Origin of the sequence: Pseudolysobacter antarcticus (assembly GCF_004168365.1) — a bacterium.
In the GTDB taxonomy this organism is placed as follows: Bacteria; Pseudomonadota; Gammaproteobacteria; order Xanthomonadales; family Rhodanobacteraceae; genus Pseudolysobacter; species Pseudolysobacter antarcticus.
The window spans coordinates 1,588,597-1,614,927 of sequence record NZ_CP035704.1 but is presented as its reverse complement, the minus strand read 5'-3'; the positions used below and the strand labels follow the sequence as shown (position 1 = coordinate 1,614,927).

Sequence of the window (26,331 nt, the reverse complement as noted above, 5' to 3'; positions counted from 1 at the left end):
CAAACGTCTCTGGCTGAAATAAAATAACGGCGGAGCATTCACTTGCTCCGCCGTTATCTTTTGCGGCACTCTCCTACCTGCGCCCACTCGCCACGAACTCGCATGACTGATCCGGTCGATTCCATTCCCGAAACCGATACCGCTGCGCCCGCCGAGCCGATTGTTCCGATCGAGCAGGCGCTCGCCAGTGTGCATACCACCAACATGCCGGATATTCTGCGGCAGCTGAATTCGTGCCTGCTGGTGACCACGTATCAGGCTGGCAAATTGGTGATACTGCGGCCCGATGGCGCGACCATCAACACCCATTTCCGCAGCTTCAACCGGCCGATGGGCATGGCCGCGGATGTGAACAGACTGGTGCTTGGCGCGCGTATGGAAATCGCCGAGTTCCGCAACATGCCGGACGTCGCCAAACGCCTGCAGGATCCGCCGCGTCACGACGCGGTATACATGGCGCGGCGCGGTTTTATCACCGGCGCGATCGACATCCACGAAATGGCGTGGGATGCGGATGGCGAACTGTGGTTCATCAACACGCTGTTCTCGTGCCTGTGCAAACTCGATTCGATATCGAGTTTTGCGCCGCAATGGCGGCCGTCGTTTGTCAGCCATTACGCGCCGGAAGATCGCTGTCATCTGAACGGACTGGCGATGCGTGATGGCCGCGCGCGCTATGTCACCGCACTCGGCGAAACCAATACGCCGAACGGTTGGCGCGCCAACAAGCGCGATGGCGGCATTTTGATGGACTGCATCAGCGGCGAGGTGATCACACGCGGACTATCCATGCCGCATTCGCCGCGCTGGTACAACGACCGTTTGTGGGTGCTCGAATCCGGCCGCGGCGCATTGATCACGGTCGATCCGAAGACCGGCGAAAAGACCGACGTCGCGCGCGTACCGGGGTTTGCGCGCGGCCTGGATTTTGTCGGTCCCGTGGCATTTATCGGTCTGTCGCAACTACGCGAAACCAATGCCTTTACCGACATCCCGATCACCGAGGAAAACAGCGATCGGCTGAGTGGCGTATGGGTTGTCCATCTCGACACCGGCAAGACCATTTCGCTGCTCAAGTTCACTGGCGGCGTGCAGGAAATTTTTGCCGTGCAGGCAATTCCGGGCGTGCTGTTTCCAGAAATCATCCACGAAGGCGATATGCTCGCCACTGCGTATGCGTTGCCCGATGAGGCATTGCGCGAAGTCGGATTCACACCCGCCCCGCCCGTCGAAAAAACCGAATCGGCTACAGCTTCGTCGGCGTAATCACTGCCGCAGTTGCGGTTATCGTGCGTGCCGGCGATTGCCCTCGGCGGGTACGCAACCATGTCTGCAAGTGATCGAAATAGCAGTAGATCACTGGTGTCAGATATAACGTCAGCACCTGCGAAGTCATCAAGCCGCCGACTACCGCCAGACCGAGCGGTCGCCGTGATTCCGCACCGAGCGCGATCGGTAACGTGCCGAACAACGCGGCGAATGTAGTCATCATGATCGGGCGAAAACGCACGATGCAGGCTTCGAGAATCGCCGCTTCCGGGGTTGCGCCGCCGCGTTCGGCTTCGAGCGCGAAGTCGATCATCATGATCGCGTTTTTCTTGACGATGCCGATCAGCATGATCAACCCGACCGCGGAATAAAGATTCAGGTCGATGTGGAAAATCATCAAGGTCAGCAACGCGCCGAACGCCGCGGTCGGCAAGCCGGAAAGAATCGTCAGCGGATGGATAAAACTTTCGTACAGGATGCCAAGCACAAGGTAGATCACGAACAGCGCGATCAGCAGAAGGATACCCATACCCGAAACCGAGGATTGAAACGCCTGCGCGGTGCCTTGGAACGAACCGATGATGCTGTCCGGCACCTTGAGCTGCGCGACTGCTGCATCGATGCGCTCCACCGCTTGGCTCAGCGACACGCCGAGCGCCAGATTGAACGACACTGTGACCGACGGCACCTGGCCGAGATGACTGATCGTCGCCGGCCCGACCGACTTGGTGAAATGCGCCACCGCTGACAGCGGCACGAGTTGTCCGTGGCTGCTGCGGATATAGAGTTGTCCGAGCACGCTGGTATCGCCCTGCTTGCTAGGGTCGACCTGCATCAGCACCCAGTATTGATCGATCGAGGTGTAGATCGTCGATACCTGCGCCGGACCGAACGCGGTGTACAACGCGGTCTCGGTTTGCGCTGCCGTGACACCCACCGCCGATGCCGCATCACGATCTATTTTCACATCCATCTGCGGCGTTGCGATCAGCAAATCGCTGGTCACATCCTGAAACCCCGGCAGCTTGCTGATCGCTTCAACCATCTTCGGCACGAACGCAAACAACTCCTTGGTATCGCTGTCCTGCAACGTATATTGATATTGCGTCTTGGTCAGCTGGCCGCCGATGCGGATGATCGGAATATTCTGCAGATAAACTTTCAGGCCGGCAATGCCGGTGAGTTTCGGGCGCAGTTCCTGGATGATTTCATCGGGCGAACCGCGCTCGCTGCGCGGCTTCAAGGTGATGATCATGCGCCCGAGATTAAGGGTCGAGCTGCTGCCGGAAACACCGATGAACGACATCACGCCATCGACGTTGCTGTCCTTGCCGATGATCGCCGCGGCTTCGCCCTGCTTGCGCGCCATCTCGGTGAAACCGACATCCTGATCCGCTTCGGTGAACACGAACAACTGCCCGGTATCGTCGCTCGGCAGGAAACCTTTCGGCACCTTGACGAACATGATCGCGGTGGCAATAAGGATCAATACAAATCCAAACATCACCCAGCGCCGATGGGCGAGGCAAAAATTGAGCGAACGCCGATACAGATCCTGCGTGCCATCGAACGCGCGCTCGAAGGCCTGATAAAAACGCCCGTGGGTTTCGCCGTGATGCGGCTTGAGCATGCGACTGCACAACATCGGCGTGAGGCTGAGCGAGACAAATCCCGATACCAGCACCGCCGCGACGATCGTCACCGCGAACTCGTGCAGCAGGCGCCCGATGATGCCGCCCATGAACATGATCGGGATGAATACCGCGGCCAGCGATAAGGTCATCGACAAAATGGTGAAGCCGATTTCGCGCGCGCCATCAAGCGTCGCCTGCAACGCGGTCTTGCCCATTTCCATATGCCGCGAAATGTTTTCGAGCATGACGATCGCATCATCGACGACAAAACCCACGCACAATGTCAGCGCCATCAGCGAGAGGTTGTCGAGGCTGTAACCGAACGGATACATGATCGCGAACGTGCCGACGATCGACATCGGCAATGCCAGCGACGGGATCACCGTCGCCGAAATATTGCGCAGGAAAATGAAGATCACCAGCACCACCAACATCAGTGCCAGCAGCAGGCTGAATTCGACATCGTCTACCGACCCACGAATGCTTTCGGTGCGATCGTAAAATATCTTGAGCTCGGCGCCCGCGGGCAGTTGTTGCTTGAAACCCGGCAAGACACCGCGAATGCGTTCGACCACGGCAATGGTATTTACGCCCGGCTGTTTCTGGATCGCCAGCAACACACCGCGCTGACCGTTGACCCAAGCCGCAACCTTGTCGTTCTGCACGCCATCATAAATTTTGCCGACGTCACGCAAGCGCACCGGCGCGCCGTTCTGGTAACTCACTATCAGGTCGGCGAACGATTTCGCATTGTCGTACTGGCCGTTCACGATGACGTTGTAAGTGCGATCACTGCCATACAGCGTACCGGTCGGCAGGTCGACATTGCCGCTGCTTACCGCTGCCGAAACCTGATCGATACCAAGGCCCCGACTGGCCATCGCACCTGGATCAAGATCGATGCGTACGGCGTATTTCTGCGAGCCGTAAACGTTCACGAGGGCTACGCCATCAATCATCGACAGACGTTGCGCTAGCAGGGTTTCGGCGTACTCGTCGACCTTCGACAGCGGCAAGGTTTTCGAGGTCATGCCGACGAAAAAAATCGGCGCATCGGCCGGATTCACTTTGCGGAATGTCGGCGGTGTCGTCATGGTCGGCGGCAATTGCTTGAGCGCCGCAGAGATCGCCGATTGCACGTCCAGCGCAGCCGCATCGATACTGCGACCGAGCGTGAACTGCAAGGTGATCTGGGTCTGGCCGATGCCGCTCTGCGACGTCATCGAATCGAGTGCGGCGATCGTCGAGAATTGTTTTTCCAGTGGCGTGGCAACGGCCGAAGCCATGGTTTCCGGCGACGCACCGGGCAACGATGCCGTGACCTGAATGGTCGGGAAATCCACGTTCGGCAAGTCCGAAACCGGCAACAATTTATAGGCCGCGATGCCGAATACGAGGATGCCGACCATGACCAGCGTGGTCATCACCGGGCGACGAACGAACAGCTCGGAAATGCTCATGGCTTCGCCGCTTCCGTTTTGACCAGCGTGCCATCGACCAGGCGCGACTGGCCGTCGGTCACGACCGAATCGCCTTCATTCAAGCCCTTGGCGATAACCACTTCGCCGGCCGCATCGCGCGCGACGGTGACGCTGCGCAACTCGGCATGATGTTGCGCATTGATCACAAAAACGTAGCTGCCGTTCGGACCGGCCTTGACCGCTGCATCCGGCACGACAATCGCATCGATTTCGCTGCCGAGCGTCAGCGCGATATTGACGAACTGGCCCGGCCAGAGTTGCTCGCCGGCATTCACGAAACTTGCGCGCAGCTTCACCGTGCCGGTGGTCTGATCGACGCTATTGTCGACGAACGCAAGTTGGCCGCTGGCCGCATCCTGCATGCCTTCCGCGCTTGCCTGCACCGCGAGCGTCGCCTGCGCTTGCGCGCTACGCACACGCGCCACCAGCTGGCCCGGAATCGAAAAGCTGACGTAGATCGGGGTGATCTGATTGATCACCAGCAGCGCCTGCGTGTCGTTGGCTTTGACGATGTTGCCGGCCTGCACGAGGATGCGTCCGGCGCGCCCGGAAATCGGCGCGTAGATATTGGTATAACCCTGAGTCAATTTCGCCGCGCCGACATTCGCCTGATCGACTTTCACGCTCGCTGCAGCGGCTTCGTACGCGGTCACGTACTGCTGCATCTGATCCGCCGAAACAAAACCCTTGTCGGCCACGGGTTTGTAGCGCGCCACTTGCGCCTTCGCCAAATCACGCGCGGCGACATCCTTGGCCTGCGCCGCCTCGGCTTGAGCGAGCGCGGCCTGGGCGGGGCGCGCATCGATCTTGAATAACAGCTGTCCGGCCTTTACATCTTCACCGTCCTTGACATGGCTTTCGAGCAGTTGACCATCGACTAGCGACTTTACGGCGACGCTGTTGATCGCCTCGACCGTGCCGACGGCGCTGATCAATTCCGGAATGGTTTTTTTCTGCGCACTGACCACACTCACCGGCACTGCAGCAACCGGCGCTGGCGGCGGCGGTGCTGCGCAGCCGGCCAACACAATGCTGGTCGCGAGCAGCACCGTGGCACTCGCACGCAATGAAAATTTTCGGGTGACACTAAGCATGTAATACATATCCGCAAGAGATTTGATCGGCCTGCATTATCACGTATCGCGCCGAGCGGGTACGTAAAATCATGTGAAGTATTGGGCATGACCAATGGTCGTGAAACCCGCATCCTTATTGGCTTGGACGATATTCAGATCAACCTTGTCGACCCGCATCAAATCCGCGCACGTCGTTCCAGCACGCGGTAAACTAGGCACCGCGCGCTGCTGTGCCTCGACCCTCTCCACGGCGCTGTCCCTGTTCTGGAATCCATGAAAGCCTTATTGACTCCGCCGCTGCCGAGCAGCAGCAAACATCGCAGTTTCTGGTTGCCACCGCAGGGCTCGGCACTCGCTTTGGCGATCGCCGAAACCGCGCGCAAGCATGATGGTCTGGTGGTTGCGGTAACGCGCGATACCCACGCCGCGCACACGCTCGACGACGACTTGCGCGTATTCGCCGGCGAGTTGCCGGTGTTGCATTTTCCGGATTGGGAAACCCTGCCCTACGATCTGTTTCCGCCGCATCCGGAAATCGTTTCGCAGCGCATCGCCACGTTGTATCAATTGCCGACGACGACACGCGGCGTGTTGGTCGTGCCGATCGGCACCTTGATGCAACGCCTCGCGCCGCGCAGCTTCATCACCGGCTTCGGCCTGGTGCTGGCGGTGAAACAGAAACTCGATCTCGGCATCGAACAACGTCGCCTCGAAAGCGCAGGTTATAGGCATGTGCCGCAGGTTTCCGAGCCCGGCGATTTTGCCGTGCGCGGTGCACTGCTCGATATTTTCCCGATGGGCAGCGCCGAGCCGTATCGTGTCGAATTGTTCGATGACGAAATCGATTCGATCCGCACCTTCGATCCCGAATCGCAACGCTCGCAGGAAAAAGTCGAGTCGGTGCGCCTGCTGCCCGCGCGCGAATTTCCGCTCACCGAAGAATCGGCGAAACATTTCCGCAATACCTTGCGCGAACGTTTTCCGATCGACCCGCGCCGCTGCCCGGTGTATCAGGATCTGAAGGAAGGCGCGACACCCGCCGGCATCGAATATTACCTGCCGCTGTTTTTCGAGAAGACCGAAACCCTGTTCGATTATCTCGGCGAGAAATCGCTGTTCGTCTTGAACGAAGGCGCGCTCGATGCGGCAACGCAGTTCTACGCGCAGGCGCAGGCGCGTTACGACCAGCGCGCGCACGACATCGAACGCCCGATCCTGCCGGTGCCGGAACTGTATCTGCCGCCAGAGAATCTGCGCGAGCGCCTGAACCAGACCTTGCGTGTCGAGATCGTCGAGAAGGGGCGCAACGAGCACGCCGTCGCGCTCGCCACACAACCCGCACCGCAGCTCGCGCTCGCGCGCAAGGGCGAAATTCCGGGCGCAGAACTGAAAGCGTTTCTAAGCGCGTATCCAGGCCGCGTATTGATCGCTACCGATTCGGCAGGTCGTCGCGAAGCCCTGCTCGATACGCTGGCCGAACTTTCGATCAAACCCGCGGTAGTCGCGAGCTGGCAGGAATTCCTGCGCAGCGACGCGCGATTCGCGATCACGGTCGCCACGCTCGACGATGGCCTCGCGATCAACGATCCGCCGCTGACCGTGCTGACCGAACGGCAGTTATACGGCGAGCGCGTGCAGCAGCAGCGCCGACGTAAACGTGTCGGGCGCGATCCCGACGCGATCATCCGCGATCTGGCCGATCTCGCGATCGGTGCGCCGGTGGTGCACGCCGACCATGGTGTCGGTCGGTATCAAGGTTTGCTCAAGCTCGATGTCGGCGGCGAAGGCGGCGAATTTCTCGCGATCGAATACGCCAAGGGCGACAAGCTGTACGTGCCGGTGGCGCAGCTGCATCTGGTCAGTCGTTATTCCGGTGCCGCGTCGGAACTCGCGCCACTGCATTCGCTCGGCGGCGAACAATGGGCCAAAGCCAAGCGCAAGGCAGCGGAAAAAGTACGCGATGCCGCTGCCGAATTGCTCGCGCTGTACGCCAAGCGCGAGGCTCGTCCGGGTTATGCGTTCGAGTTCGATCGCGCCATGTACGCGCAATTTGCGGCGACCTTCCCGTTCGAGGAAACACCGGATCAGGCCAGCGCGATCGAAGCGGTGATCAACGATCTCATCGCGCCGAAATCGATGGATCGCGTGGTGTGCGGCGATGTCGGTTTTGGCAAGACTGAAGTCGCATTACGCGCCGCATTTGTCGCGGCGATTGCTGGCAAACAAGTTGCCGTGCTGGTGCCGACCACGTTGCTCGCGCAGCAGCATTACCAGAATTTCCGCGACCGCTTTGCCGACTGGCCGATCCGCGTCGAAGTGCTGTCGCGCTTCAAGTCGAAAAAGGAAATCGAGGCGGAAATCCGCAAGCTAGCCGATGGCAGTCTCGATGTAATTATCGGCACGCACCGATTGTTGCAGGCCGATGTGAAGTTCAAGGATCTCGGCCTCGTCATAGTTGATGAAGAACAACGTTTCGGCGTGCGCCAGAAAGAAGCGCTGAAAAAACTGCGCGCCGAAGTCGACCTGCTCACACTCACCGCCACGCCGATTCCGCGCACGCTCAACATGGCGATGAGCGGGCTGCGCGATCTGTCGATCATCGCCACACCGCCGGCGCATCGCATGGCCGTGCAGACTGTGATTTCGCCGACTGATCCAGCCTTGATGCGCGAGGCATTCCAACGCGAGCTGTCGCGTGGCGGCCAGGTTTATTATCTGCACAACGAAGTCGAGAGCATCGAAAAAGCTGCGCGCGAACTTGGCGAACTCGTGCCCGAAGCGCGCATCCGTGTTGCGCATGGACAGATGCCAGAACGCGAACTCGAACAGGTCATGCTCGATTTTTATCGTCAGCGTTTCAACGTGCTGGTGTGCACGACGATCATCGAATCCGGCATCGACGTGCCGAGCGCCAATACCATCGTGATCAATCGCGCCGACAAATTCGGGCTGTCGCAATTGCATCAGTTGCGCGGTCGCGTCGGGCGCTCGCATCATCGTGCGTTTGCGTATCTGATGGTGCCTGATCGACGCAGCATCAGCGGCGATGCGGAGAAGCGTCTCGAAGCGATCGCCTCGCTCGAAGAACTCGGCGCGGGTTTCACCTTGGCGACGCACGATCTCGAAATCCGCGGCGCTGGCGAATTGCTCGGCGAGGAACAAAGTGGCGAGATCACCGAGATCGGATTCTCGCTGTACACCGAATTGCTCGATCGCGCGGTGCGCGCATTGAAGTCCGGCAAGGTGCCGGATTTCGATCTGACCTCGGAACACGACGCCTTGGTCGAACTGCATCTGGCCGCGCTGATCCCGGACGACTATCTGCCCGATGTGCACACACGCCTGACCTTGTACAAACGCATCGCGAGTGCGCAGGACGAGGATCAACTGCGCGAGTTGCAAGTCGAGATGATCGATCGTTTTGGGCTACTGCCGGAGCAGGTGAAAAACCTGTTCGGCGTGGCCGCGCTGAAACTTGCGGCGACGCGTCTTGGCATCCGCAAACTCGATGTCGGCGCGACCGGTGGCCGCGTGATTTTCAAACCGCAACCGAATGTCGATCCGATGACCGTGATCAAACTGATCCAGAAAATGCCGAAGGTTTATGGGCTGGATGGGCAGGACAAATTGCGCATCAGACTTGAGCTACCGGGTACGGCTGAACGGTTGCGCAGCGCGCGTGAGTTGTTGATTGCGTTGGGCGCGAATATGGCGGAGTGAAAACCCAGCCAACTATTTCGCATGACTTATTTATCGGCAGGACTAGGCGCTTCTTTGCGAAAAGGAGAAGACCAGCCGAGTCCATATGACACGAATAACCAGCCCATAAATATCGGCGACACTCCCATAGTCGAATCGAATGGCCGCATTTCGCCCATGATTGAAAGCAGAATATCAACAGATCCGAAAAGAATCATGACCACGCCTAAAAACATTCCAACGGCGCGGAAAATTTGTGTGCGTACAGACTCTGTCATGAAATACCCCAACTATCTTCTTAGGCCGCGATGATTCAACTTTTCGCCACAGGCCTGGTCGCCTGAATCCCCTTCGACCGATTGCGCGAATACACAAACACCGATGCCGGCGGCAGATTGCGCCACGCGAATCCACCACGTCGCACGCTCACGCCGAGCTCTTGCAATACATCCGGCGGAATCGGTGATTTCGGGCCGTAGGTGAACTGGATGAAACAACCGTCCTGCTTCAGCACCTCGAAGGCCGAACCGAGAATATTCATCTGCAAAACGCGTGGCATCGACAACAGGCCGAGTCCGCTGATCACCGCATCGATCTTGCCATCGCTGAGCATGCCGGCCTTGCTCGCAATCGCATTCAGATCGCAGGCATTGCCCCAGACCACGTTGACCTCGGGGAAACTCGCGTGCAGATATTGATACAGTTCTTCGTTGAGCTCGACCACCAGCAAGTTGTGCGGCTCGATGCCGTGTTCGAGCATGGCGCGGGTAAATACGCCGGTGCCGCCGCCGAGTTCGACCACACGTTTGGCGCCTGACGGCAGCTCATTCATCATGCGACCCGCGAGCTGGCGTCCGCTTGGCGACAACGCCGCGATACTCAACGGATTCTTCAGCCACTGCCGGAAAAATGTCCATCCTGCCGTGGCGACAGGTTTGGCTGGTTTATCTGCTGCTGGGCGCTGACTCATGCGACATACCGCTGAAGGAATGCCGCGTATCATAGTGGTTGGGTGGCGCCGAGGCCAATCAAACTTGGCAAACGTTTGGCACATGCGACGCACAAAAAAACGCCCCGCCCAATCGGGCGAGGCGTTTCGATCAGATCAGCGCAGAGCGCTGGAAACTGGACGACCGATCAGTGGTGATAACCACCGTGGTTGTAGTAGCGATCATGATCGTAGCCGTGTTCGCGACCGCGATCGTAACCACCTCGGCCATAACCGCCGCGATAACCGCGATCGTAGACTACGCCGTAAGCCGGGCCGCGATAGTAGCCGCCACCGTAATAGGCCGGATAGTACGCTGGGGCGTAACCGCCGACATAACCCACGTTGGCATAACCGTAACCGTGGCCACCCCATCCGCAATGACCGCAGCTTGAATAGCCGAGACCGATGCCGGGCAGACCGACGTTGACACTCACTCCCAAGTGACCAGCGAATGCGGACGGCGCCAAGGCGACGCCAGCAAGGGCGACCACACCAAACAACACTGAACGGATTTTACTTACTGGGGTAAACATAGCGGCCTCCTTAAGACTGCGAGTTCATATTGCACTTTCGGTTCTGAATCGACTGTGAAATAACGCAGCGTGGGGCGGGCGGTTGACGTGGTGTTGCCGGCCGTTCAGCCGGCGACAAATCTTAAGATTACGATGCGTGGCGGATTTCCCAGCAGCGATGAATACGCGCGTGGCGCGCGAAATCCAGCGGAATGGTTTGCGCGCTGATGTCCTTGATGTCGAGTCCATCAAGTTCGGTTTCGTCGAGTTTGAAGCGCCGGTAATTGTTCGAGAACAAAATCAATCCGCCCGGCGCAAGACGTGCGGCGCAGAGTTTGAGCAGACGCACATGATCGCGTTGCACATCAAAATCGTCGGCGCGTTTGGAGTTCGAAAACGTCGGCGGATCGACATAGATCAGATCGTATAGCGCCGGATCATTTTCGAGCCACGACAAACCATCGGCTTGTACCAGCGCATGATCGCGGCCGACAAATCCGTTCAGCGCGAAATTTCTTCCGGCCCAATCGAGATACGTCGCCGACAGATCGACGCTGGTGGTTTTGCTCGCACCGCCGTCGGCTGCATACACGCTGACCGTGCCGGTGTAGCAAAACAGATTGAGGAAAGTTTTACCGCGTGCGAGTTCACGCACACGCGCACGCAACGGGCGATGATCGAGGAACAATCCGGTATCGAGATAGTCGTTCAGGTTGACGAGAAAACGCAGACCGCCCTCGCCCACTTCGATGAATTCGCCGCGCTCGCTCATGCGTCCGTATTTCTCACCGCCCTTGCCGCGGCTGCGCGTTTTCAGCGCGATCGATGCACGCGGCAAGGCAAACACTTCCGCTGCGACGCGCACGATTTCGCGCAGACGAATTTGTGCAGTTGCTTCCGGCACGCTGGCCGGCGGCGCGTATTCCTGGATGTGCAGATGGTTTGCGAAAACATCGATCGCCGCAGCGTATTCCGGCAGATCCGCATCGTAGGCGCGATAACATGTGATGCCTTCGCGCGCGAGCGGCTTGCGCAGGTGCTTGAGATTTTTCTGCAGCCGATTGCGCAACATCTCCGCACCGGGCGACAGCGGTTTGGCTTCGCGTGGTTCGATCGCTGCGGTAGCGTAAAGATCGAAATTGAGCAGCACACATTCGAGCGCACCGTTGTAAAGTTTGTAGCGCTTTTCGGCGCGCAGGCCGATCGCCCGCGCCAGCGCATCGTCCGAGGTGATTACACTCGCCTTCCAGCCGGTGAATTCAGATTTCAAGCGTAAGCCAATTTCGCGATACAGATCGAGCAACGATTCGTCCACACCCATGCGCTCGCCATACGGCGGATTGCAGATCACCAGACCAGGTTGCTCGCATTCATGCGGACGCTTCAGATGTGTTAGCGATTGCCGCCCAAGATGCACAAACCCGGCGACACCGGCAGATTGCGCATTGCGCTTGGCTTCGGCCAGTACTGACGGATCGTCATCAAAACCGAAGAACACCGGCGCGAGTTTTTTCAGACCGATATCGGCGCGGGTAAACGCATCGTCGCGCAAGGATTTCCACAATGCTGCATCGTGCTGTTTCCAGCCGCGCAGGCCGAAATAATCGCGGCGCAAACCCGGCGCGACATCGCCCGCCATCAGCGCCGCTTCGATCACGAGCGTCGCCGAACCGCACATCGGATCGACCAGACCGCCGCCTGCCGCGAAAATAGCCGGCCAGCCCGCGCGCAACAACATCGCGCACGCGAGGTTTTCTTTCAGCGGCGCGATGCCGGTGCCGCGACGCCAGCCGCGCTGATGCAACGGCGCGCCGGACAGATCGAGATTGAGCAAGGCACGATCACGACGCAACGCGATATTTAGCCGTATAGACGGCTGTTCCTGATCCACAGCCGGACGCTGGCCGGTGCGCTCGCGAAACTGATCGACCACGGCGTCCTTGACGCGTTGCGCGACGTATTGCGTATTGCGCAAAGTTTCGCTGGAGCCGACTGCATCCACGGCCAACGTGCCCTCGACATCCATATGCTGCGACCAATCCAGCTCGCCAACGCCCGCGTACAACGCGGCTTCGTCGGGCACATCGAACTCGGCCAGACGCAACAGGATGCGACTGGCCAGACGCGACCACAAACACGCGCGATAACCGAGTTCCAGTTCGCCGGAAAAATGCACGCCGGAAAGCGACTCGTGCGCATCATCGGCACCGAGCGACTTGAGCTCATCGACCAGCAGATATTCCAGCCCTTTCGGACAGGTAGCAAAAAATTGCGACATGAAAACTCTAGCCCAGGCTCAGAAGAAATAAACGGAATTGCTCGGCGACGGCGTGCACATGCGCGCTGAGTCGATGGCTGTCGTTGACCAGAATCAGCGTATCGCGACGCGATGCCGCAAACGCACGCACGCCATCGACCGGGCACAGCTCATCATCCCAGCCGTGCAACAACACGCTTGGCACGGCGGCGGCGGCAAACTCGGGCGCGTAACCCGGAATACGCAGCGGCAACGCCATCAAAAACAAACCGGCGCAAGGCAAATCGATCGAGGCAAACCCGGAAATAAATGCGCCCATGCTCGAACCGGCTAGCACCAGCCGTTCGCCGTCGCGTGCATGCTCGCGCAAGCGTGCGATGCGAGCCCCGATCAGCGCGGGATCATGCGCTGCATCGAGATCGCGATAGTCCGGCCGCGTATGCCGCCAGCCGAGTTGTTCGGCAACTTCCGCGAGCGCCGCCACCTTGGTCGCGTTCGGGCCGCTCTCCATGCCGTGCGAGAGAATCACGTGACCTTTCATTGCTGCAGCTCCGCGGTGCAAAATCAGATAAGGGCGAATCAGGAATTTTTAGCGACTGCGTCGACACAGGCAGCGCAGCGCGTGCCGGCGTCGAGCAGCAGCGGTATGCCGCAATCAGCGCACAGCACATAACGTCCGCCACGCTGCGCATGATCGACGGCAACACGTTCGTCGAAGACAAAACATTCGCCCTGCCAGCGGCTTTCTGCGGCGGGTTTTTCGGCGAGGTAATTGAGGATGCCGCCGTGTAACTGGAACACTTCGCCGAAGCCTTGCTGCAATAGATACGCCGAGGCTTTTTCGCAGCGGATACCGCCGGTGCAATACATCGCGATCGGCTGGTTTTCGCGGCCCCGCAGCTGCTGCTCGACGAACTGCGGGAAGTCGGAAAACTTGCGCGTGGCCGGATCGATCGCGCCGTCAAAACGCCCGACTGCGACCTCGTAATCATTGCGCGTATCGATCAGCACGATATCGTCGCGTGCGATCAGCGCATCCCAATCCTTCGGCGCGACGGCAATACCGGTGCGTTGTTCGGGATGCAGATCGGCCAAACCGAAACTCACGATCTCGCGCTTGATGCGGACTTTCCAGCGCTGGAAAGGTACATCATCGGCCGCGGCCTGCTTCCAGTTCAAGGCAGCAAAACGTGGATCGTTTTGCAGATGTTCGCGCAGCGCAGCGATACCATCAGCGCTGCCGCTGACCGTGGCATTGATGCCTTCGTCGGCAAGCAGCAGCGTGCCGCGCAACCCGTGCTGATCGCCCAGAATTTGCAGGCATGAACGTAATTCGCTCAATGAATCGAGCGCGGTAAATTGGTAAAACGTGGCGACTTGTAAGTCAGCCGACGTAAGTTTGGCTAATGCGGACATGGCCCAAGTTTATCATGCGTGCCGCGCTGGCAGGCTCGAACGCTGCGTGCGACACTTTGTCCATGCCTGCCATCATCACGATCCACGACCAGCCACTGCCTTACGAATCGCGCCTCGACGAGCGCGCGACAGCGTCGATTGACCTCATCGTTATCCATTGCACCGAGCTGCCGGATATGGCTACCGCGCGCGAGTTCGGCGAGCGTGTGCGTTATACCAGCGGCACCGGCAACAGCGGGCACTATTACGTGGATGTCGATGGCAGCATTTATCGCTACGTCGCCGATAGACGCATCGCCAATCATACGGTTGGCTACAACTCGCGATCGATCGGGATCGAGCTGGCGAACGTCGGGCGCTATCCGTATTGGGGCGACAGCCGGCATCAGGCGTTCACCGTGCCGTACACCGAGCCGCAGATCGAATCGCTGCTCGGCCTGCTGCGCAAATTGCGTAACGATCATCCGGGCATTCGTTACATCGCCGGCCACGAAGATCTGGACCTGCGTCTCGAACCCGCGGTCGATGATGCGACGATCATGCTGCCGCGCCGGCAGGATCCCGGCCCGCTGTTCCCGTGGCCGCGCGTGATCGCCGATATCGCGCTTGAACGGCTGCATGCCACGCCGGCACCTTGATCGCCGCGCTGCAGCATCGGAGCAGCAGGCAACGTTATACTAGACCGCAAAATCCCAACGGAAGCCCGCATGTCCAGCCCCATCGTCGGTGAATTGATCGATCTGCTCAGCCTGGAGCGCCTCGAAGAAAACCTGTTTCGCGGCCAGAGCCGCGACATCGGCACGCGTTACGTTTTCGGCGGCCAGGTGCTCGGCCAGGCCTTGTCGGCGGCGCAACAAACGGTCGGCAGCGATCGCCTTGTGCATTCGCTGCATGCGTATTTTCTGCGCGCGGGCGATATCGAAGCGCCGATCGTGTACGAAGTGGATCGTGCGCGCGACGGCAAAAGTTTTTCGGTGCGGCGCGTGGTAGCAATCCAGCACGGCCAGCCGATCTTCAATTTTTCGGCGTCGTTCCAAGTGGCCGAAGAAGGCGTCGAACATCAGATGACGATGCCTCACGTGCCGATGCCGGAAGACTTGCCCGCGCCGGTGCAATTGTCGATGGAAGAGCTCGAACATATTCCGGTCAAACGGCGGCGCTGGCTCAATCGCAAAGGCCCGTTCGAGTTTCGTTACGTATCGCCGCGTGACGATGTGCATCGACCGAAATTGCCGCCGTATCAGCAGATCTGGTTTCGTCTCGTGGATCGTGCGCCGGATTCGGAAATCCTGCATCGCGCGATGCTCGCCTACGCGTCGGACTTTCACCTGATTGGCACCGCGATGTTTCCGCACGGTATGTCGTATTTGCAGAATAACGTGATGGTTGCGAGCCTCGATCATGCGCTGTGGTTTCATCGCCCCGTGCGCGTCGACGAATGGCTGCTGTACAGCTGCGACAGCCCGACTGCACAAGGTTCGCGCGGGTTTTCGCGCGGCATGATCTACACGCGCGATGGCGTGCTGGTCGCCTCGACCGCGCAGGAAGGCCTGATCCGCCTGCTGCCGGAAACGGCCGAATAATATGCGCCAGGTATTCACATCCCCACGCATCGAAAATGTCGACCGCGTTGTCGAGCTGCTCAACTCTGCCGGCATCGCCACGCACGTCGGCAATCGCAGCGTCTATCAAGGCAGCAACTTCAAGCGTTTCAGCTACAGCGAGCGTGTCGATTCAAGCGCGTGGCCGCAAGTCTGGGTGGTGCGTTCGGACGATCAGGTGCAGGCGCGTGCGTTGTTGCGCGAAGCCGGGCTCGAACCCGCGACGCGTTTTTCCGCCGAGCTCGCGCTGGAACGCAGTACTGCCAGCAAGAAGCCGGTCGTGGCAAAGTTCAGCTATCAACGCGTGTTGCTGCTGATCGGAGTTGGAGTAGCGACGGTCGTCGCGGCGCTGCGCATGTCGGGCGCCGGCTGAGCGAACCTGCGTTTTCTGGTGCTCGCAGCAACCACACCAATGGCGCGACTACGCGCTCGCGAATTCATCGAGCCGATGGCTCCGCCCGATATCGACGTTGCCATCACGCACCGGTCTGTAGAAACGAAAAACCGAGGCGCATAGCCAACCATGCAAGGCGTAGAATCGCTGCCATGAAATCGGAAAGCCTGCGCCTGTTTCAAACCCTGCCGCACGCGTGTGGCTATTTTCCCGAGCGCATCGCGCAGAATCTCGTCATCGATCCGAGCGCGCCGCAATTGCCGCAGGTGTATGACATCGCGCTCAGTCATGGATACCGCCGCGCCGGCGCGCATGTCTACCAACCCCATTGCCAAGGCTGCAGCGCCTGCATCGCCGCGCGTGTGCCGGTCGCCGAATTCGTGCCGGATCGCAGTCAAAAACGTTGTCTGCGACGCAATGCCGATCTCGCTTTCAACGTCGTGCCGCCCAGTTTCAGCAGCGAATATTTCGAATTGTATTCGCGCTATCTCGATTCGCGCCATCGCGACGGCGGCATGGACAATCCCGCGCGCGACGACTTCGATCGGTTCCTCTACACAAGCTGGAGCCCGACCAAGTTTCTCGAACTGCGCGACGGCGATCGCCTGCTCGCGGTCGCCGTCACCGACATCGGCACGCACGGAGTTTCAGCCGTCTATACGTTCTACGAACCCGAGTTTGAAGCACGCGGTTTGGGCACCTGCGCGATCCTGCGCCAGATCGCACTCGCGCAGGAAATGAGCTTGAAATACGTCTATCTCGGCTACTGGATTTCCGGCCACGCGAAGATGGATTACAAGTCGCGTTTCAGGCCGCTGGAAGTTTTGCGCGAAGGGCGGTGGCAGCGGTTGGATTCGTAGCAATTCCTGGACGGAACTTGGCTTTTCCGGTCTAGTGGTAGGTCGGATGAGTGGCGCAGCCGCGTTATCCGACTATGGCATGGACCTCACAAGCTCCGAGCATCGTGATCCGCAAAAAGCGTCGGAAGGCGCTTCGCTTTTCCGACCTACGCGCAACGCGCCGGTACAAATAAGTTATTGCATTAACCGTTAATTAGTAATTCGAGTAAATTTCATTATGAATAAAATTGGAAGTAGATTGGTTTCTACATTAATTTCCTTGACGGTTTTTCTATCCTTCTCAAAATACGCGGAGGCTTTTGACTTGGTTTCAGGAAAGGTCACTACACCTTGCGTTTCTTATTCTGAAATTGAGAAAAATATAATCGGACTGGTTTCTGCGGGAAGGACCAAAGCACCAAATTCCCCTCCCGTTTTGACCGATAAATTCGTATTTTTCCATTTGCTACTCGAAGCACCAATTTGCATTGATGCCGGCACGGGAGTGGATGGATTAGAGCCAGCACATGAAAAAATAGAGCACGTTGAGCTAGGGATAACGACCGCCGAGGAATATAGGCTCATACACCAGCTCGTCGGTAGAAGAATTAAATGCACAGGCAAATTCGCGCCTTCAATCACGGGTTTTCATTGGGACGATGTTATTCTCTGGAATGCGGTCTGCTCTATAATACCTCGCGAAGGTGATCTCGTTCGGAAATGAGAGTGTCGCAAAAATCGATAAGCTCGTAGGTCTGATGAGCGGCGCAGCCGCGTTATCCGACAATGGCATGAAACTCACATGCTTCCATAATTATTATCCGTAGTAAATCGTCGGAAGGCGCTTCGCTTTTCCGACCTACCTGCTGCATACATAGGATATAAACTAAAAGATTGTCACGCCGCTTATAACTCAACCTGCAATTTTTCCGCGGCGCGCCGTGCCTTGGCGCGGGCGCTATCAACGCCTTCGTCGCGCGCGAGCGTCACGGCCATGCGGCGTTTGCCGTTGATTTCGGGTTTACCGAACAGACGCAGCATCGTGTCGGGTTCAGCGAGTGCATCGGCGACGCCGTGATAACGCGGCGCGTGACTGCTGCCTTCGGCGAGTACTGCGCACGATGCTGATGCACCGAGCTGACGAATCACCGGTATCGGCAAACCGAGGATCGCGCGCGCGTGCAAGGCGAATTGCGACAGTTCCTGCGAAATCAGCGTGACCAAACCAGTGTCGTGCGGGCGTGGTGAGACTTCGGAAAAAATCACGTCATCGCCCTGCACAAAAAGCTCGACGCCGAACACACCATAACCACCGAGATTGGCGGTGACTGCAGCCGCAATTTCCTGCGCGCGTTGCAAGGCGCGCTCGGGCATGGCTTGTGGCTGCCACGATTCGCGATAGTCGCCATCGACCTGCAGATGGCCGATCGGCGCGCAGAAACTGGTGCCGTCGCGGTGGCGCACGGTGAGCAAGGTGATTTCGTAGTCGAACGCGATAAAACCCTCGACGATGCAGCGGCCCTGCCCCGCGCGTCCGCCGGATTGCGCGTAATCCCACGCCGCATCGACATCGGCTGTCGTTTTGATCAGACTCTGACCTTTGCCGGACGAACTCATCACCGGCTTGATCACGCACGGCAAACCAAGCGCCGCGATGGCCGCGAGATACTCGTCGCGCGTATCGACAAAACGATACGGCGAGGTCGGCAGTTTGAGTTCTTCGGCGGCGAGTCGGCGGATGCCTTCACGATCCATTGTCAGCCACGCCGCGCGTGCGGTCGGAATCACGCGCAAACCTTCGCGCTCCATTTCGATCAAGGTCGGCGTATGAATCGCTTCGATTTCCGGCACGACCAGATCGGGTTTTTCCATTTCGATGATACGACGCAATTCAGCGCCGTCGAGCATATTGATCACATGCGAACGATGCGCAACCTGCATCGCCGGTGCGTGCGCGTAACGATCGACCGCGATCACCTCGACCGCAAACCGTTGCGCTTCGATCGCAACCTCTTTGCCGAGTTCGCCGGAGCCGAGCAGCATCAGGCGCAAGGCATGTTCGGTGTGTGGTGTGCCAAAAGGTTTCATCGCCGCTCCTCGAAATATCCGATGCGAATTGTACCGGAGCACGTATTCACCCGGCGCTACCTAATCCTTGGCAGAATAGCGATCTGCTGATGAGGATCACCATGCGCAATTTGATTATCTGTATCGTTTTATTGTCGATCGCCGCGCCGGCGCTGGCACGTGTGCCGGAGCAAACCTGGATGAGTGTGCTGCTCGACGGCCGCAAGATCGGGCACATGCTGGATACGCGCAAGGTGAGCGGCGATCAGGTGATCACAACGCAAAGTATGGAAATCAGCATCGAGCGCGCCGGCATCAGCATCAGTTTTGGCAACGAGGAAACCAGCACCGAAACCTTGGCCGGCAAGCCGCTGGGTTTTGTCTCGCGCTCAAAGATTTCCGGCATCGAGAGCGTGGTGCGCGGCATATTGCGTGACGATGGTCAGATCGATGTCACCACCGAAGTCGGCGGTGCCAAACAGACGCGCGTGATGCCGTGGCCAAAAGGTGCGCTGCTCGCCGAAGGTTTGCGCCTGTCCGGCGCGCGTACGGGATTGAAACCCGGCGCGCAATTCAGCGATCTTGCGTTTCAGAGTTCCAGTCTCGATGCGGTCGAGGTGCACAGCCTGGTGCGCGACAGCGAATCGGTCGATCTGCCGAGCGGGCGGCGTGAACTCGTGCGCGTGGAGCAGAACATCAAACTGCCCGGCATGGCGAGTCACACCCAAGCCTGGGTGGACGCAGATCAGACCGTGTACAAGGTGATCATGCCGCTGATGGGTTTTAATCTAACCATGCTCGCGTGCGATAAATCGTGCGCACTCGCGCCGAATCAATCCACCGACATGCTCACGCAAATGCTGGTGCACGCACCGCACGCCTTGAGCAAGGATGAACTTGCGCACGGTATCAAAATCACGCTGCAAGCCACCGACAACAGCGAGCCGCTGACGATCACCCAGACCGACGAACAAAGACTGATGGATGCGAGCAGCGGCCGCGCCACATTGAACATCATGCCGCTGCTGGATGGGATGCCGGGCAGCGGCGAAGATAAACCCATCGCTGCGGATTTCCAGCCGACTGACTGGTTGCAAAGCACTGCGCCGGAAATCGTCAAGCTCGCGAAACAAGGCGTGGGTAATGCGATCACACCCGCAGATCGCATGCACAACCTGCAGGAATTCGTGCGCCACTTTATCCGCAATAAGGATCTCAGCGTCGGTTATGCCTCGGCGCTCGAAGTCGCGAAAAATCCCGAAGGTGATTGCACCGAACACGCGGTATTGCTGGCCGCGCTCGGGCGCGCATCCGGCATCGCCACGCGCGTGGTCGATGGCATGGCCTACACCGACCATTACGCTGGCAAGGACAACGTGTTCGTGCCGCACGCGTGGGCGCAAGCGTGGATCGACGGTCGCTGGCAGAGCTTCGATGCGGCGCTGGCGGGATTCGACGCCGGGCATATCGCGTTATCGGTGGGTGATGGCGATCCGTGGCGATTTTATTCGGGGCTGGGTAGTCTCGGGCGAATTCGTGTGAGTGCGATAGCGCCGCTGGTGCCTGCGCCGTAGCCGGGCAGGTTTGCTGATTGTTTTGGTTCCACACACTTTCATTCGTCTTTATTTTTGCTTGTCATTGACCAGCTTCGCTGTTGAAAAGCGCTTCAGCGCCGGCTGGAATGACGGGCCTTTTTAGCTTCCCACCAAAATAGCGGCCTTTCCGCTCCTTGACGACAGATATCAAAATGATATCTAATTATCTTACTCTCAAGGAGTGTCGCCATGAACGAACGTCGTTATTCCGCCCCGTCAGGAATTCCTGCATTGATCGGCCTGATCGTGCTGTTGCTCGCCGATGGCGCTTGGCTGATCACCTCGCTGCAACATCAAATTCTGTGGGCGATCTTGCTCGCCGTACTTGCGGGCGTGGTACTACTGATCGCGCTAGGCGGCTTTTTTACAGTTGCGCCGAACGAAGCCAAGGTGCTGCAGTTTTTCGGTCGATATGTCGGCACCGTGCGTGATGCCGGGCCGCGCTGGACCAATCCGTTTTACAGCAAACGTTCGGTCAGTCTGCGCGTGCGCAATTTTGAATCGAACAAGCTCAAGGTTAACGATCTCGATGGCAATCCGATCGAGATCGCCGCCGTCGTGGTGTGGCAGGTGGTCGATACCGCCGAGGCGATTTTCGAAGTCAACGACTATGAAGACTTCATCCATATCCAGAGCGAATCCGCGCTGCGCTCCATGGCAACCAGTTACCCGTACGACTCGCATGACACCGGCGCTTTGTCGCTGCGCAGCCACGGCAAGGAGATCTCCGAACATCTGCAACAGGAGATCCAGGATCGTCTCACCAGTGCCGGCATCAAGGTGATTGAATCGCGCATCACTCATCTCGCCTTCGCTCCGGAAATCGCGCAGGCAATGCTGCAGCGTCAGCAGGCCAGCGCGATCATCGCGGCGCGCACACGCATCGTCGAAGGGGCGGTCAGCATGGTCGAAATGGCGCTCGAACAACTCGCCAAACGCAATGTTGTGCAGCTCGATGAAGAGCGCAAGGCCGCGATGGTCAGCAACCTTTTAGTAGTGCTATGCGGCGAACGCGGCACGCAGCCGATCGTGAACACCGGCACGTTGTATAGCTGATCACACGCAATGTCGGATAAAAAAGCCTACCCGCTGCGCATCAGCGCCGACGTGCTCGACGCCGTGCAACGCTGGGCCGATGACGAGTTGCGCAGCGTCAACGCGCAGATCGAATACGTGTTGCGTGATGCTTTGCGCAAAACCGGGCGCGCGAAAGCTGTGCCGATAGTTGACGAAAAAATCGGGCGAAAAAAATGATGCAGCATGTTGCCGAATATTTCGCGGAGCCGGCTCGTGACTGAGTTGAAACGTCAGCGCGAACTCTTGCAGCAAGCGTTTGCGCTCGGCGTACCGCGCGATTACGGCAAGCTGCGCAAACTGCGACCGGTGCGCGAGCCCTCCGCCCTGCTTGGCATCGGAGTGGATACGCAAGGTCGCGAGCAGCGCCTCGCGCCACGCGCAGCACGTGCGTGGCAACGCACGTGCTCTGCGGCCTCGCGCGACGGCATCACGCTGCAAGTTGTGTCTGCGTTTCGCAGCATCGAATATCAACTCGGCATTTTCCAGCGCAAGCTCGATCGCGGTTTGTCGATCACGGAAATCCTGCGCGTGAATGCCGCCCCGGGTTACAGCGAACACCATTCCGGGCGCGCGCTGGATATAACCACGCCGGGATTCGCCGCGCTTGAAGAGGAATTTGAAAACTCGGCGGCGTTCGTTTGGTTGCAGGCGAACGCGCAGAGATTTGGATTCCACCTGTCGTTTCCGCGCGGCAATCCGCACGGCATAAGCTACGAGCCTTGGCATTGGTGCTGGCGTCGCTGAGTGACCAGCATCAGCCACGCCATTCCGCCCGCAGCCAGACCGAGATACAAAGTCGCGTAACGCCATAACAGCAACGTCGTGGCGATGCTGCTGGCGGGAGCCCATGATGCAAGCGCGGCAGCGAGGCCGAGCTCGGCACCGCCGGCGCCGGAAGGCACGCCGGTCCATTGCGCGGCGTGCAGGATCAGAGCCTGCAACAACAACGCGTAAGCGAAAGGAAGCGGATATCCGAGCAGCAGCAAAACCAGCCAGAGCGCGCCATAACGTGTGAGCCATTGCAGCGCGGTGAACAGCGCGAGTTTGGAATAGAAGCCCGCATTCGCATGAGTCAACGTTCGCCCCTGAAGACGCATGCTGTGCAAAAAGCTTAGCAGTTCGCGCTGTCGCCGATGCCACCAGGTATTGCGTGGCGAGATACGATCACGCGCAAAAATCCAGCGCCAGAATCGGTGTCGCAACAGCGCGATGACCATGCTCATTACGATCAGCAGCGTGATTATCCCCAACGCCGTGGCACGTAGCCCGGTTGGCAAATCGGTGCTGAGCAAGGCCAGCAGCGACAGCGGAATCGCCGCCGCAAAAAACAGCAGATCGAGCAGTTGATCAGCTACTACCGCCGCCGCGCTACTCGATGTTGAAACACCCGCGCGCTTGAGCAGATGGATATTGGCCGGATAACCACCAGCGCCCGCGGGTGTTGCCATGAATGCAAAATCGGTCGCGAGCGAGATGCCCAGCGCGCGCCAAAACGTCAGCTGCGCGCCGATCTGACGAAGCAGAACACGCAACTTCTGTGCCTTGCTCAGCCAACCGCACATCGTCAGCAAAGTCAGCGCAGCCAAATTCGGCAGCGGGAAATTCCACGCGGTCGCCAACGCATCACGGCCACCGAGCAGCATCGGTACAGCCAGCGCTGCGATCAGCGCGAGCGTTATCAGCAGCGAGCCAGCGCGGCGCATTGGTAGTGTGCAATGGCTTGGGATTTTGTCAGCGCAACACGATCCTGCAGCAGCGCGCCGATCAGCTTGCGCCAACAGACCATGATCTCGGGATGCGATGCATCGTCGGGATGCAGACCGATACGCAACAATGGCGCTTTCGCCCAGATTGATGACATCGTGCGCAGCCAGATTCGACTGGCGACGCGACGCCACGCCGAACGCGTCGAAGCAGTCAGACACGGCGCGGCGATACGCCGCTGATCCGGCAATGTGATCAGCGCCGTATGCGTGCTCGTGTAACGCAAATCAGTCGCGCACAACGCCTCGTGCGTGCCACGACTGGCTAGCCATGCGGGCGGCACAAAGCCGGTGATATTCCAGCCGAGGCGGCTCAGCATGCATTGACCGTCACGAATGCGGCACGCGGCGGCGTCGCGATCCAGCGTGGCGAACTCGCCTTCGCCGGCAGTCAATACTCGTCGACGCAACCATGCACCTGGCGAGCGCGGCGGCGGTGCGTCATCGCGATGAAAATAACCGTGCAACGCGATCTCGGCATCGCGCGCTGCCAGCGCATCCACGCTGCGGAAAAAATCTGGCGCCGCATCGATGCGACCGCTGCCATGAAAATCCGGCACCACCAGCAAGGTAACCGATGGATCGCCGAGACTCGCGAGCATATCGAGCAGACGACGACACGCCGGCCACGTCGCCGGCGCGACATCATGCAACACGATGCAGAGATGTTTGGTCGCGTTCATTTCACTTGCGCCAGGCGCAACGCCAGCTCGGCGCGCGGACGATGCAGGCGCGCATAACATTCAAGCTGCTGCGAAAAAGTGCTTTCCCAACTGTAGCGTTGCTCCACGCGTTGGCGTGCCGCCGCGCCCATCGCCGCCATGTCCTGCTCGAACACATCGATGATCGTCTGCTTCAGCGAGAGGATATTGCCGGGCTCGGCAATGCGACCGACGGCATCATCGATCAGTTCGGCGACCGCACCCGAACGCATGCCGATCACCGGAATACCGCAGGCCATCGCCTCGATGAAAATCATGCCGAAAGTTTCGTGCTCACCGGCATGCACGAGCACATCGGCGCTCGCGAGCAGGCGCGCCAGACGTTTGCTGTCCTGCTGATACGGCAACAAAGTGACCCGATCGGAAAGATGCTGCAGCCGCTCGCCGCCAACCAGCAACAAATGATATGGCGCGCCGAGTTCATGCACGGCGCGCTGCAGCAGCGGAATCTGCTTTTCACGCGCCATGCGACCGGCAAAAATAAGCAGTCGGGTTTGTGGCGGCAAGCCGAGCAACTTGCGCAATTCCGGATCGCGCCGCGACGGACGAAACGCCTCGCCGTCGACGCCGAGCGGCTGCACGACGACGCGCTCCACGCCGATGTCATACAAGCGCTCGGCGATGCTGCTGCTTGGCGCCATGACCAGATCGAAACGTGCATACAGTCGCCGCAGATAGGCCTCGCTAATCCTGCCGATAGCGTGGCCGAAACGGCTGGCCAGCAGACGCGAAAGATCGGAATGCGCGAACGCGACTGCCGGTACGCCAAGCTCATCCGCAGCGCGCAATGCGACCCACGCAAGATGGTACGGATCACCCACCTCGATCACATCTGGCGCGAGTGAACGCAACGTATGTCGCCATGCGCGCAAGCGCAGCGGAATGCGATAACCGCCGGCCAACGGAATACGCAGGCTGCGTTGTTCGATGATACCGGTCGCGACTTCGCGATCGTGCGCACCCGGCACGAGTAGGCTGTGGCGCACCTCAGGCTGGCTCGCGAGATAGCGATGTTTGGCCAGCAGATAACGCTTCACCCCGCCGCTGTGCGGGGCGAAAAACAAGGTCGTATCGACGATGTGCATGTGGCGGCGGCGTTCCGGCGATTGGCGCAGCCGCCATTGCGCCGAACTTGCGTTACAGCGGTATGACGATAACTAACCTTGCGAACGCTTCACCGGTTTTGCATTCTTGTTTTCGTCGCCGCCAAGCGCTGCTTTTGCGTCGCTCTGCGCCAGATCGGCGATACGCCACAGGTACAAACTCGCGAGCGTGCGATACGGCCCCCAGCGCTCTCCGAACGTACCGAGTTCAAGCGGTTTGAACGACTTTTCCTGCGGGTGCACGACCTCGGCGCCTTTGCGAATACCGAGATCGTGGATCGGCAGAATATCCGGGCGTCCGAGGCGAAACATCAGCATCATTTCCACCGTCCAGCGACCGATGCCACGCACCTGGGTGAGATGCTCTACGATATCGAGATCGCTCATGCGCGCGAGCCCCGCCGCGGTCGGCACGATGCCGGCATCGGCTTTCTCGGCGAGATCACGCAACGCCGCGCACTTGTTGCGCGATACGCCGGCGGCACGGAATTGTTCGTCACTGACGGCATGAATGCCGGCGGCACTGAAACGGCGTCCGCGTGGCAGATGTGCTTCGACCCGACCGACAATTGTGGCCGCCGCCTTGCCGGAAAGTTGCTGGTACAAAATCGCGCGAGCGAGTGCATCGACCGGTTGGAAAGGTCGCGAATAGTCCTGCTCGATATCACCGACACGGGCGATCCACTTGGCGAATTTCCGATCGCATTTTTCGAGATGCGCGCGGGCGATGGCGAGATCAAATCCGCGCGGAATAATTGCTGAAGGCATGGCTGGAGCCGAGACGATTTGAAGTGGCCGACTTTACCGAGTCGCGCGCGACGGCGCCAACAAAACC

Annotated in this window: 24 protein-coding genes; 11 read left to right on the top strand and 13 right to left on the bottom strand. The window is 59.1% G+C overall.

What is annotated here, in order from left to right; translation table 11 throughout:
• Positions 1 to 102 precede the first annotated feature (102 nt).
• Entirely contained in the window at positions 103 to 1,266 is a 1,164-nt protein-coding gene (locus ELE36_RS06865; RefSeq protein ID WP_129832367.1) for a TIGR03032 family protein, read from the top strand.
• On the opposite strand, the gene ELE36_RS06860 is transcribed toward ELE36_RS06865, so the two are convergent.
• Entirely contained in the window at positions 1,247 to 4,363 is a 3,117-nt protein-coding gene (locus ELE36_RS06860) for an efflux RND transporter permease subunit (RefSeq protein ID WP_129832366.1), read from the bottom strand. The genes ELE36_RS06865 and ELE36_RS06860 overlap by 20 nt on opposite strands.
• Complete coding sequence (locus tag ELE36_RS06855) at positions 4,360 to 5,478, bottom strand: efflux RND transporter periplasmic adaptor subunit (RefSeq protein WP_165371514.1); 1,119 nt, start codon at positions 5,476 to 5,478, stop codon at positions 4,360 to 4,362. The genes ELE36_RS06860 and ELE36_RS06855 overlap by 4 nt, the downstream gene beginning before the upstream one ends.
• A gap of 255 nt (positions 5,479 to 5,733) precedes the next feature.
• Here ELE36_RS06855 and mfd point away from each other — a divergent pair, with 255 nt between their 5' ends.
• Positions 5,734 to 9,180, top strand: coding sequence for a transcription-repair coupling factor (gene mfd, locus ELE36_RS06850; RefSeq protein WP_129832364.1), 3,447 nt, complete (start codon positions 5,734 to 5,736; stop codon positions 9,178 to 9,180).
• A 26-nt stretch (positions 9,181 to 9,206) separates the two neighbouring features.
• On the opposite strand, the gene ELE36_RS06845 is transcribed toward mfd, so the two are convergent.
• The 6 genes from ELE36_RS06845 to trhO all read right to left on the bottom strand — a co-directional run bounded on the left by ELE36_RS06845 (position 9,207) and on the right by trhO (position 14,335).
• On the bottom strand, positions 9,207 to 9,437 hold the full coding sequence (locus ELE36_RS06845; RefSeq protein ID WP_129832363.1) for a hypothetical protein: 231 nt from the start codon (positions 9,435 to 9,437) through the stop codon (positions 9,207 to 9,209).
• 35 nt (positions 9,438 to 9,472) lie between these two features.
• Positions 9,473 to 10,129: a class I SAM-dependent methyltransferase gene (locus ELE36_RS06840; protein WP_129832362.1), complete on the bottom strand. Its 657-nt coding sequence runs from the start codon at positions 10,127 to 10,129 to the stop codon at positions 9,473 to 9,475.
• A 167-nt stretch (positions 10,130 to 10,296) separates the two neighbouring features.
• Positions 10,297 to 10,683, bottom strand: coding sequence for a hypothetical protein (locus ELE36_RS20495; protein ID WP_129832361.1), 387 nt, complete (start codon positions 10,681 to 10,683; stop codon positions 10,297 to 10,299).
• A 127-nt stretch (positions 10,684 to 10,810) separates the two neighbouring features.
• Entirely contained in the window at positions 10,811 to 12,940 is a 2,130-nt protein-coding gene (gene rlmKL, locus ELE36_RS06830; protein ID WP_129832360.1) for a bifunctional 23S rRNA (guanine(2069)-N(7))-methyltransferase RlmK/23S rRNA (guanine(2445)-N(2))-methyltransferase RlmL, read from the bottom strand.
• A 7-nt stretch (positions 12,941 to 12,947) separates the two neighbouring features.
• Positions 12,948 to 13,460 carry an alpha/beta hydrolase gene (locus ELE36_RS06825; RefSeq protein WP_129832359.1) on the bottom strand — a complete coding sequence of 171 codons (513 nt, stop codon included), beginning with the start codon at positions 13,458 to 13,460 and terminating at the stop codon, positions 12,948 to 12,950.
• 38 nt (positions 13,461 to 13,498) lie between these two features.
• Positions 13,499 to 14,335, bottom strand: a complete 837-nt coding sequence (gene trhO, locus ELE36_RS06820) for an oxygen-dependent tRNA uridine(34) hydroxylase TrhO (protein ID WP_129832358.1) — start codon at positions 14,333 to 14,335, stop codon at positions 13,499 to 13,501.
• A 62-nt stretch (positions 14,336 to 14,397) separates the two neighbouring features.
• Between trhO and ELE36_RS06815 the strand changes: the two genes are divergently transcribed.
• From ELE36_RS06815 to ELE36_RS06795, 5 genes are all read left to right on the top strand, one after another.
• Complete coding sequence (locus tag ELE36_RS06815) at positions 14,398 to 14,973, top strand: N-acetylmuramoyl-L-alanine amidase (RefSeq protein WP_129832357.1); 576 nt, start codon at positions 14,398 to 14,400, stop codon at positions 14,971 to 14,973.
• Between the two features lie 69 nt (positions 14,974 to 15,042).
• The gene (tesB, locus tag ELE36_RS06810) at positions 15,043 to 15,918 is read left to right on the top strand and encodes an acyl-CoA thioesterase II (RefSeq protein WP_129832356.1); all 876 of its coding nucleotides are present in this window, start codon (positions 15,043 to 15,045) and stop codon (positions 15,916 to 15,918) included.
• Position 15,919: 1 nt separating this feature from the next.
• Positions 15,920 to 16,309 (top strand): hypothetical protein, encoded by a 390-nt coding sequence (locus tag ELE36_RS06805; protein WP_129832355.1) that lies wholly within the window; start codon positions 15,920 to 15,922, stop codon positions 16,307 to 16,309.
• Positions 16,310 to 16,482: 173 nt separating this feature from the next.
• The gene (locus ELE36_RS06800) at positions 16,483 to 17,190 is read left to right on the top strand and encodes an arginyltransferase (RefSeq protein WP_129832354.1); all 708 of its coding nucleotides are present in this window, start codon (positions 16,483 to 16,485) and stop codon (positions 17,188 to 17,190) included.
• Between the two features lie 217 nt (positions 17,191 to 17,407).
• Entirely contained in the window at positions 17,408 to 17,893 is a 486-nt protein-coding gene (locus ELE36_RS06795; protein WP_129832353.1) for a hypothetical protein, read from the top strand.
• Positions 17,894 to 18,075: 182 nt separating this feature from the next.
• Here ELE36_RS06795 and purT read toward each other — a convergent pair whose 3' ends face one another.
• Positions 18,076 to 19,257 (bottom strand): formate-dependent phosphoribosylglycinamide formyltransferase, encoded by a 1,182-nt coding sequence (gene purT / locus ELE36_RS06790; protein WP_129832352.1) that lies wholly within the window; start codon positions 19,255 to 19,257, stop codon positions 18,076 to 18,078.
• A 101-nt stretch (positions 19,258 to 19,358) separates the two neighbouring features.
• Here purT and ELE36_RS06785 point away from each other — a divergent pair, with 101 nt between their 5' ends.
• The 4 genes from ELE36_RS06785 to ELE36_RS06770 all read left to right on the top strand — a co-directional run bounded on the left by ELE36_RS06785 (position 19,359) and on the right by ELE36_RS06770 (position 22,652).
• Positions 19,359 to 20,810, top strand: a complete 1,452-nt coding sequence (locus ELE36_RS06785; protein ID WP_165371513.1) for a transglutaminase-like domain-containing protein — start codon at positions 19,359 to 19,361, stop codon at positions 20,808 to 20,810.
• Positions 20,811 to 21,020: 210 nt separating this feature from the next.
• The gene (locus ELE36_RS06780) at positions 21,021 to 21,887 is read left to right on the top strand and encodes an SPFH domain-containing protein (RefSeq protein ID WP_129832350.1); all 867 of its coding nucleotides are present in this window, start codon (positions 21,021 to 21,023) and stop codon (positions 21,885 to 21,887) included.
• A gap of 9 nt (positions 21,888 to 21,896) precedes the next feature.
• Positions 21,897 to 22,085, top strand: coding sequence for a type II toxin-antitoxin system antitoxin (locus ELE36_RS06775; protein WP_129832349.1), 189 nt, complete (start codon positions 21,897 to 21,899; stop codon positions 22,083 to 22,085).
• Between the two features lie 36 nt (positions 22,086 to 22,121).
• Complete coding sequence (locus tag ELE36_RS06770; protein ID WP_242512378.1) at positions 22,122 to 22,652, top strand: M15 family metallopeptidase; 531 nt, start codon at positions 22,122 to 22,124, stop codon at positions 22,650 to 22,652.
• Here the strand turns inward: ELE36_RS06770 and ELE36_RS06765 are convergent.
• The 4 genes from ELE36_RS06765 to ELE36_RS06750 form a co-directional block, all read right to left on the bottom strand.
• Positions 22,619 to 23,611 carry a lysylphosphatidylglycerol synthase transmembrane domain-containing protein gene (locus ELE36_RS06765; RefSeq protein WP_129832347.1) on the bottom strand — a complete coding sequence of 331 codons (993 nt, stop codon included), beginning with the start codon at positions 23,609 to 23,611 and terminating at the stop codon, positions 22,619 to 22,621. The two genes, ELE36_RS06770 and ELE36_RS06765, sit on opposite strands and share 34 nt — an antisense overlap.
• The gene (gene gpgD, locus ELE36_RS06760) at positions 23,587 to 24,354 is read right to left on the bottom strand and encodes an N-acetylglucosaminyl phosphatidylglycerol deacetylase (RefSeq protein ID WP_165371512.1); all 768 of its coding nucleotides are present in this window, start codon (positions 24,352 to 24,354) and stop codon (positions 23,587 to 23,589) included. Before gpgD ends, ELE36_RS06765 begins: the two co-directional genes overlap by 25 nt.
• Positions 24,351 to 25,478: an N-acetylglucosaminyl phosphatidylglycerol synthase gene (gene gpgS / locus ELE36_RS06755; protein ID WP_129832345.1), complete on the bottom strand. Its 1,128-nt coding sequence runs from the start codon at positions 25,476 to 25,478 to the stop codon at positions 24,351 to 24,353. The genes gpgD and gpgS overlap by 4 nt, the downstream gene beginning before the upstream one ends.
• Positions 25,479 to 25,550: 72 nt before the next feature.
• A complete protein-coding gene (locus ELE36_RS06750) occupies positions 25,551 to 26,264 on the bottom strand; it encodes a DNA-3-methyladenine glycosylase family protein (protein WP_129832344.1) in 714 nt (237 codons plus the stop codon).
• Positions 26,265 to 26,331 lie beyond the last annotated feature (67 nt).

Excerpts from the sequence above, each read along its gene's own strand:
- ELE36_RS06865 (WP_129832367.1), top strand. The coding sequence starts at position 103 with ATGACTGATCCGGTCGATTCCATTCCCGAAACCGATACCGCTGCGCCC.
- ELE36_RS06860 (WP_129832366.1), bottom strand. The coding sequence starts at position 4,363 with ATGAGCATTTCCGAGCTGTTCGTTCGTCGCCCGGTGATGACCACGCTG.
- ELE36_RS06855 (WP_165371514.1), bottom strand. The coding sequence starts at position 5,478 with ATGCTTAGTGTCACCCGAAAATTTTCATTGCGTGCGAGTGCCACGGTG.
- mfd (WP_129832364.1), top strand. The coding sequence starts at position 5,734 with ATGAAAGCCTTATTGACTCCGCCGCTGCCGAGCAGCAGCAAACATCGC.
- ELE36_RS06845 (WP_129832363.1), bottom strand. The coding sequence starts at position 9,437 with ATGACAGAGTCTGTACGCACACAAATTTTCCGCGCCGTTGGAATGTTT.
- ELE36_RS06840 (WP_129832362.1), bottom strand. The coding sequence starts at position 10,129 with ATGAGTCAGCGCCCAGCAGCAGATAAACCAGCCAAACCTGTCGCCACG.
- ELE36_RS20495 (WP_129832361.1), bottom strand. The coding sequence starts at position 10,683 with ATGTTTACCCCAGTAAGTAAAATCCGTTCAGTGTTGTTTGGTGTGGTC.
- rlmKL (WP_129832360.1), bottom strand. The coding sequence starts at position 12,940 with ATGTCGCAATTTTTTGCTACCTGTCCGAAAGGGCTGGAATATCTGCTG.
- ELE36_RS06825 (WP_129832359.1), bottom strand. The coding sequence starts at position 13,460 with ATGAAAGGTCACGTGATTCTCTCGCACGGCATGGAGAGCGGCCCGAAC.
- trhO (WP_129832358.1), bottom strand. The coding sequence starts at position 14,335 with ATGTCCGCATTAGCCAAACTTACGTCGGCTGACTTACAAGTCGCCACG.
- ELE36_RS06815 (WP_129832357.1), top strand. The coding sequence starts at position 14,398 with ATGCCTGCCATCATCACGATCCACGACCAGCCACTGCCTTACGAATCG.
- tesB (WP_129832356.1), top strand. The coding sequence starts at position 15,043 with ATGTCCAGCCCCATCGTCGGTGAATTGATCGATCTGCTCAGCCTGGAG.
- ELE36_RS06805 (WP_129832355.1), top strand. The coding sequence starts at position 15,920 with ATGCGCCAGGTATTCACATCCCCACGCATCGAAAATGTCGACCGCGTT.
- ELE36_RS06800 (WP_129832354.1), top strand. The coding sequence starts at position 16,483 with ATGAAATCGGAAAGCCTGCGCCTGTTTCAAACCCTGCCGCACGCGTGT.
- ELE36_RS06795 (WP_129832353.1), top strand. The coding sequence starts at position 17,408 with ATGAATAAAATTGGAAGTAGATTGGTTTCTACATTAATTTCCTTGACG.
- purT (WP_129832352.1), bottom strand. The coding sequence starts at position 19,257 with ATGAAACCTTTTGGCACACCACACACCGAACATGCCTTGCGCCTGATG.
- ELE36_RS06785 (WP_165371513.1), top strand. The coding sequence starts at position 19,359 with ATGCGCAATTTGATTATCTGTATCGTTTTATTGTCGATCGCCGCGCCG.
- ELE36_RS06780 (WP_129832350.1), top strand. The coding sequence starts at position 21,021 with ATGAACGAACGTCGTTATTCCGCCCCGTCAGGAATTCCTGCATTGATC.
- ELE36_RS06775 (WP_129832349.1), top strand. The coding sequence starts at position 21,897 with ATGTCGGATAAAAAAGCCTACCCGCTGCGCATCAGCGCCGACGTGCTC.
- ELE36_RS06765 (WP_129832347.1), bottom strand. The coding sequence starts at position 23,611 with ATGCGCCGCGCTGGCTCGCTGCTGATAACGCTCGCGCTGATCGCAGCG.
- gpgD (WP_165371512.1), bottom strand. The coding sequence starts at position 24,354 with ATGAACGCGACCAAACATCTCTGCATCGTGTTGCATGATGTCGCGCCG.
- gpgS (WP_129832345.1), bottom strand. The coding sequence starts at position 25,478 with ATGCACATCGTCGATACGACCTTGTTTTTCGCCCCGCACAGCGGCGGG.
- ELE36_RS06750 (WP_129832344.1), bottom strand. The coding sequence starts at position 26,264 with ATGCCTTCAGCAATTATTCCGCGCGGATTTGATCTCGCCATCGCCCGC.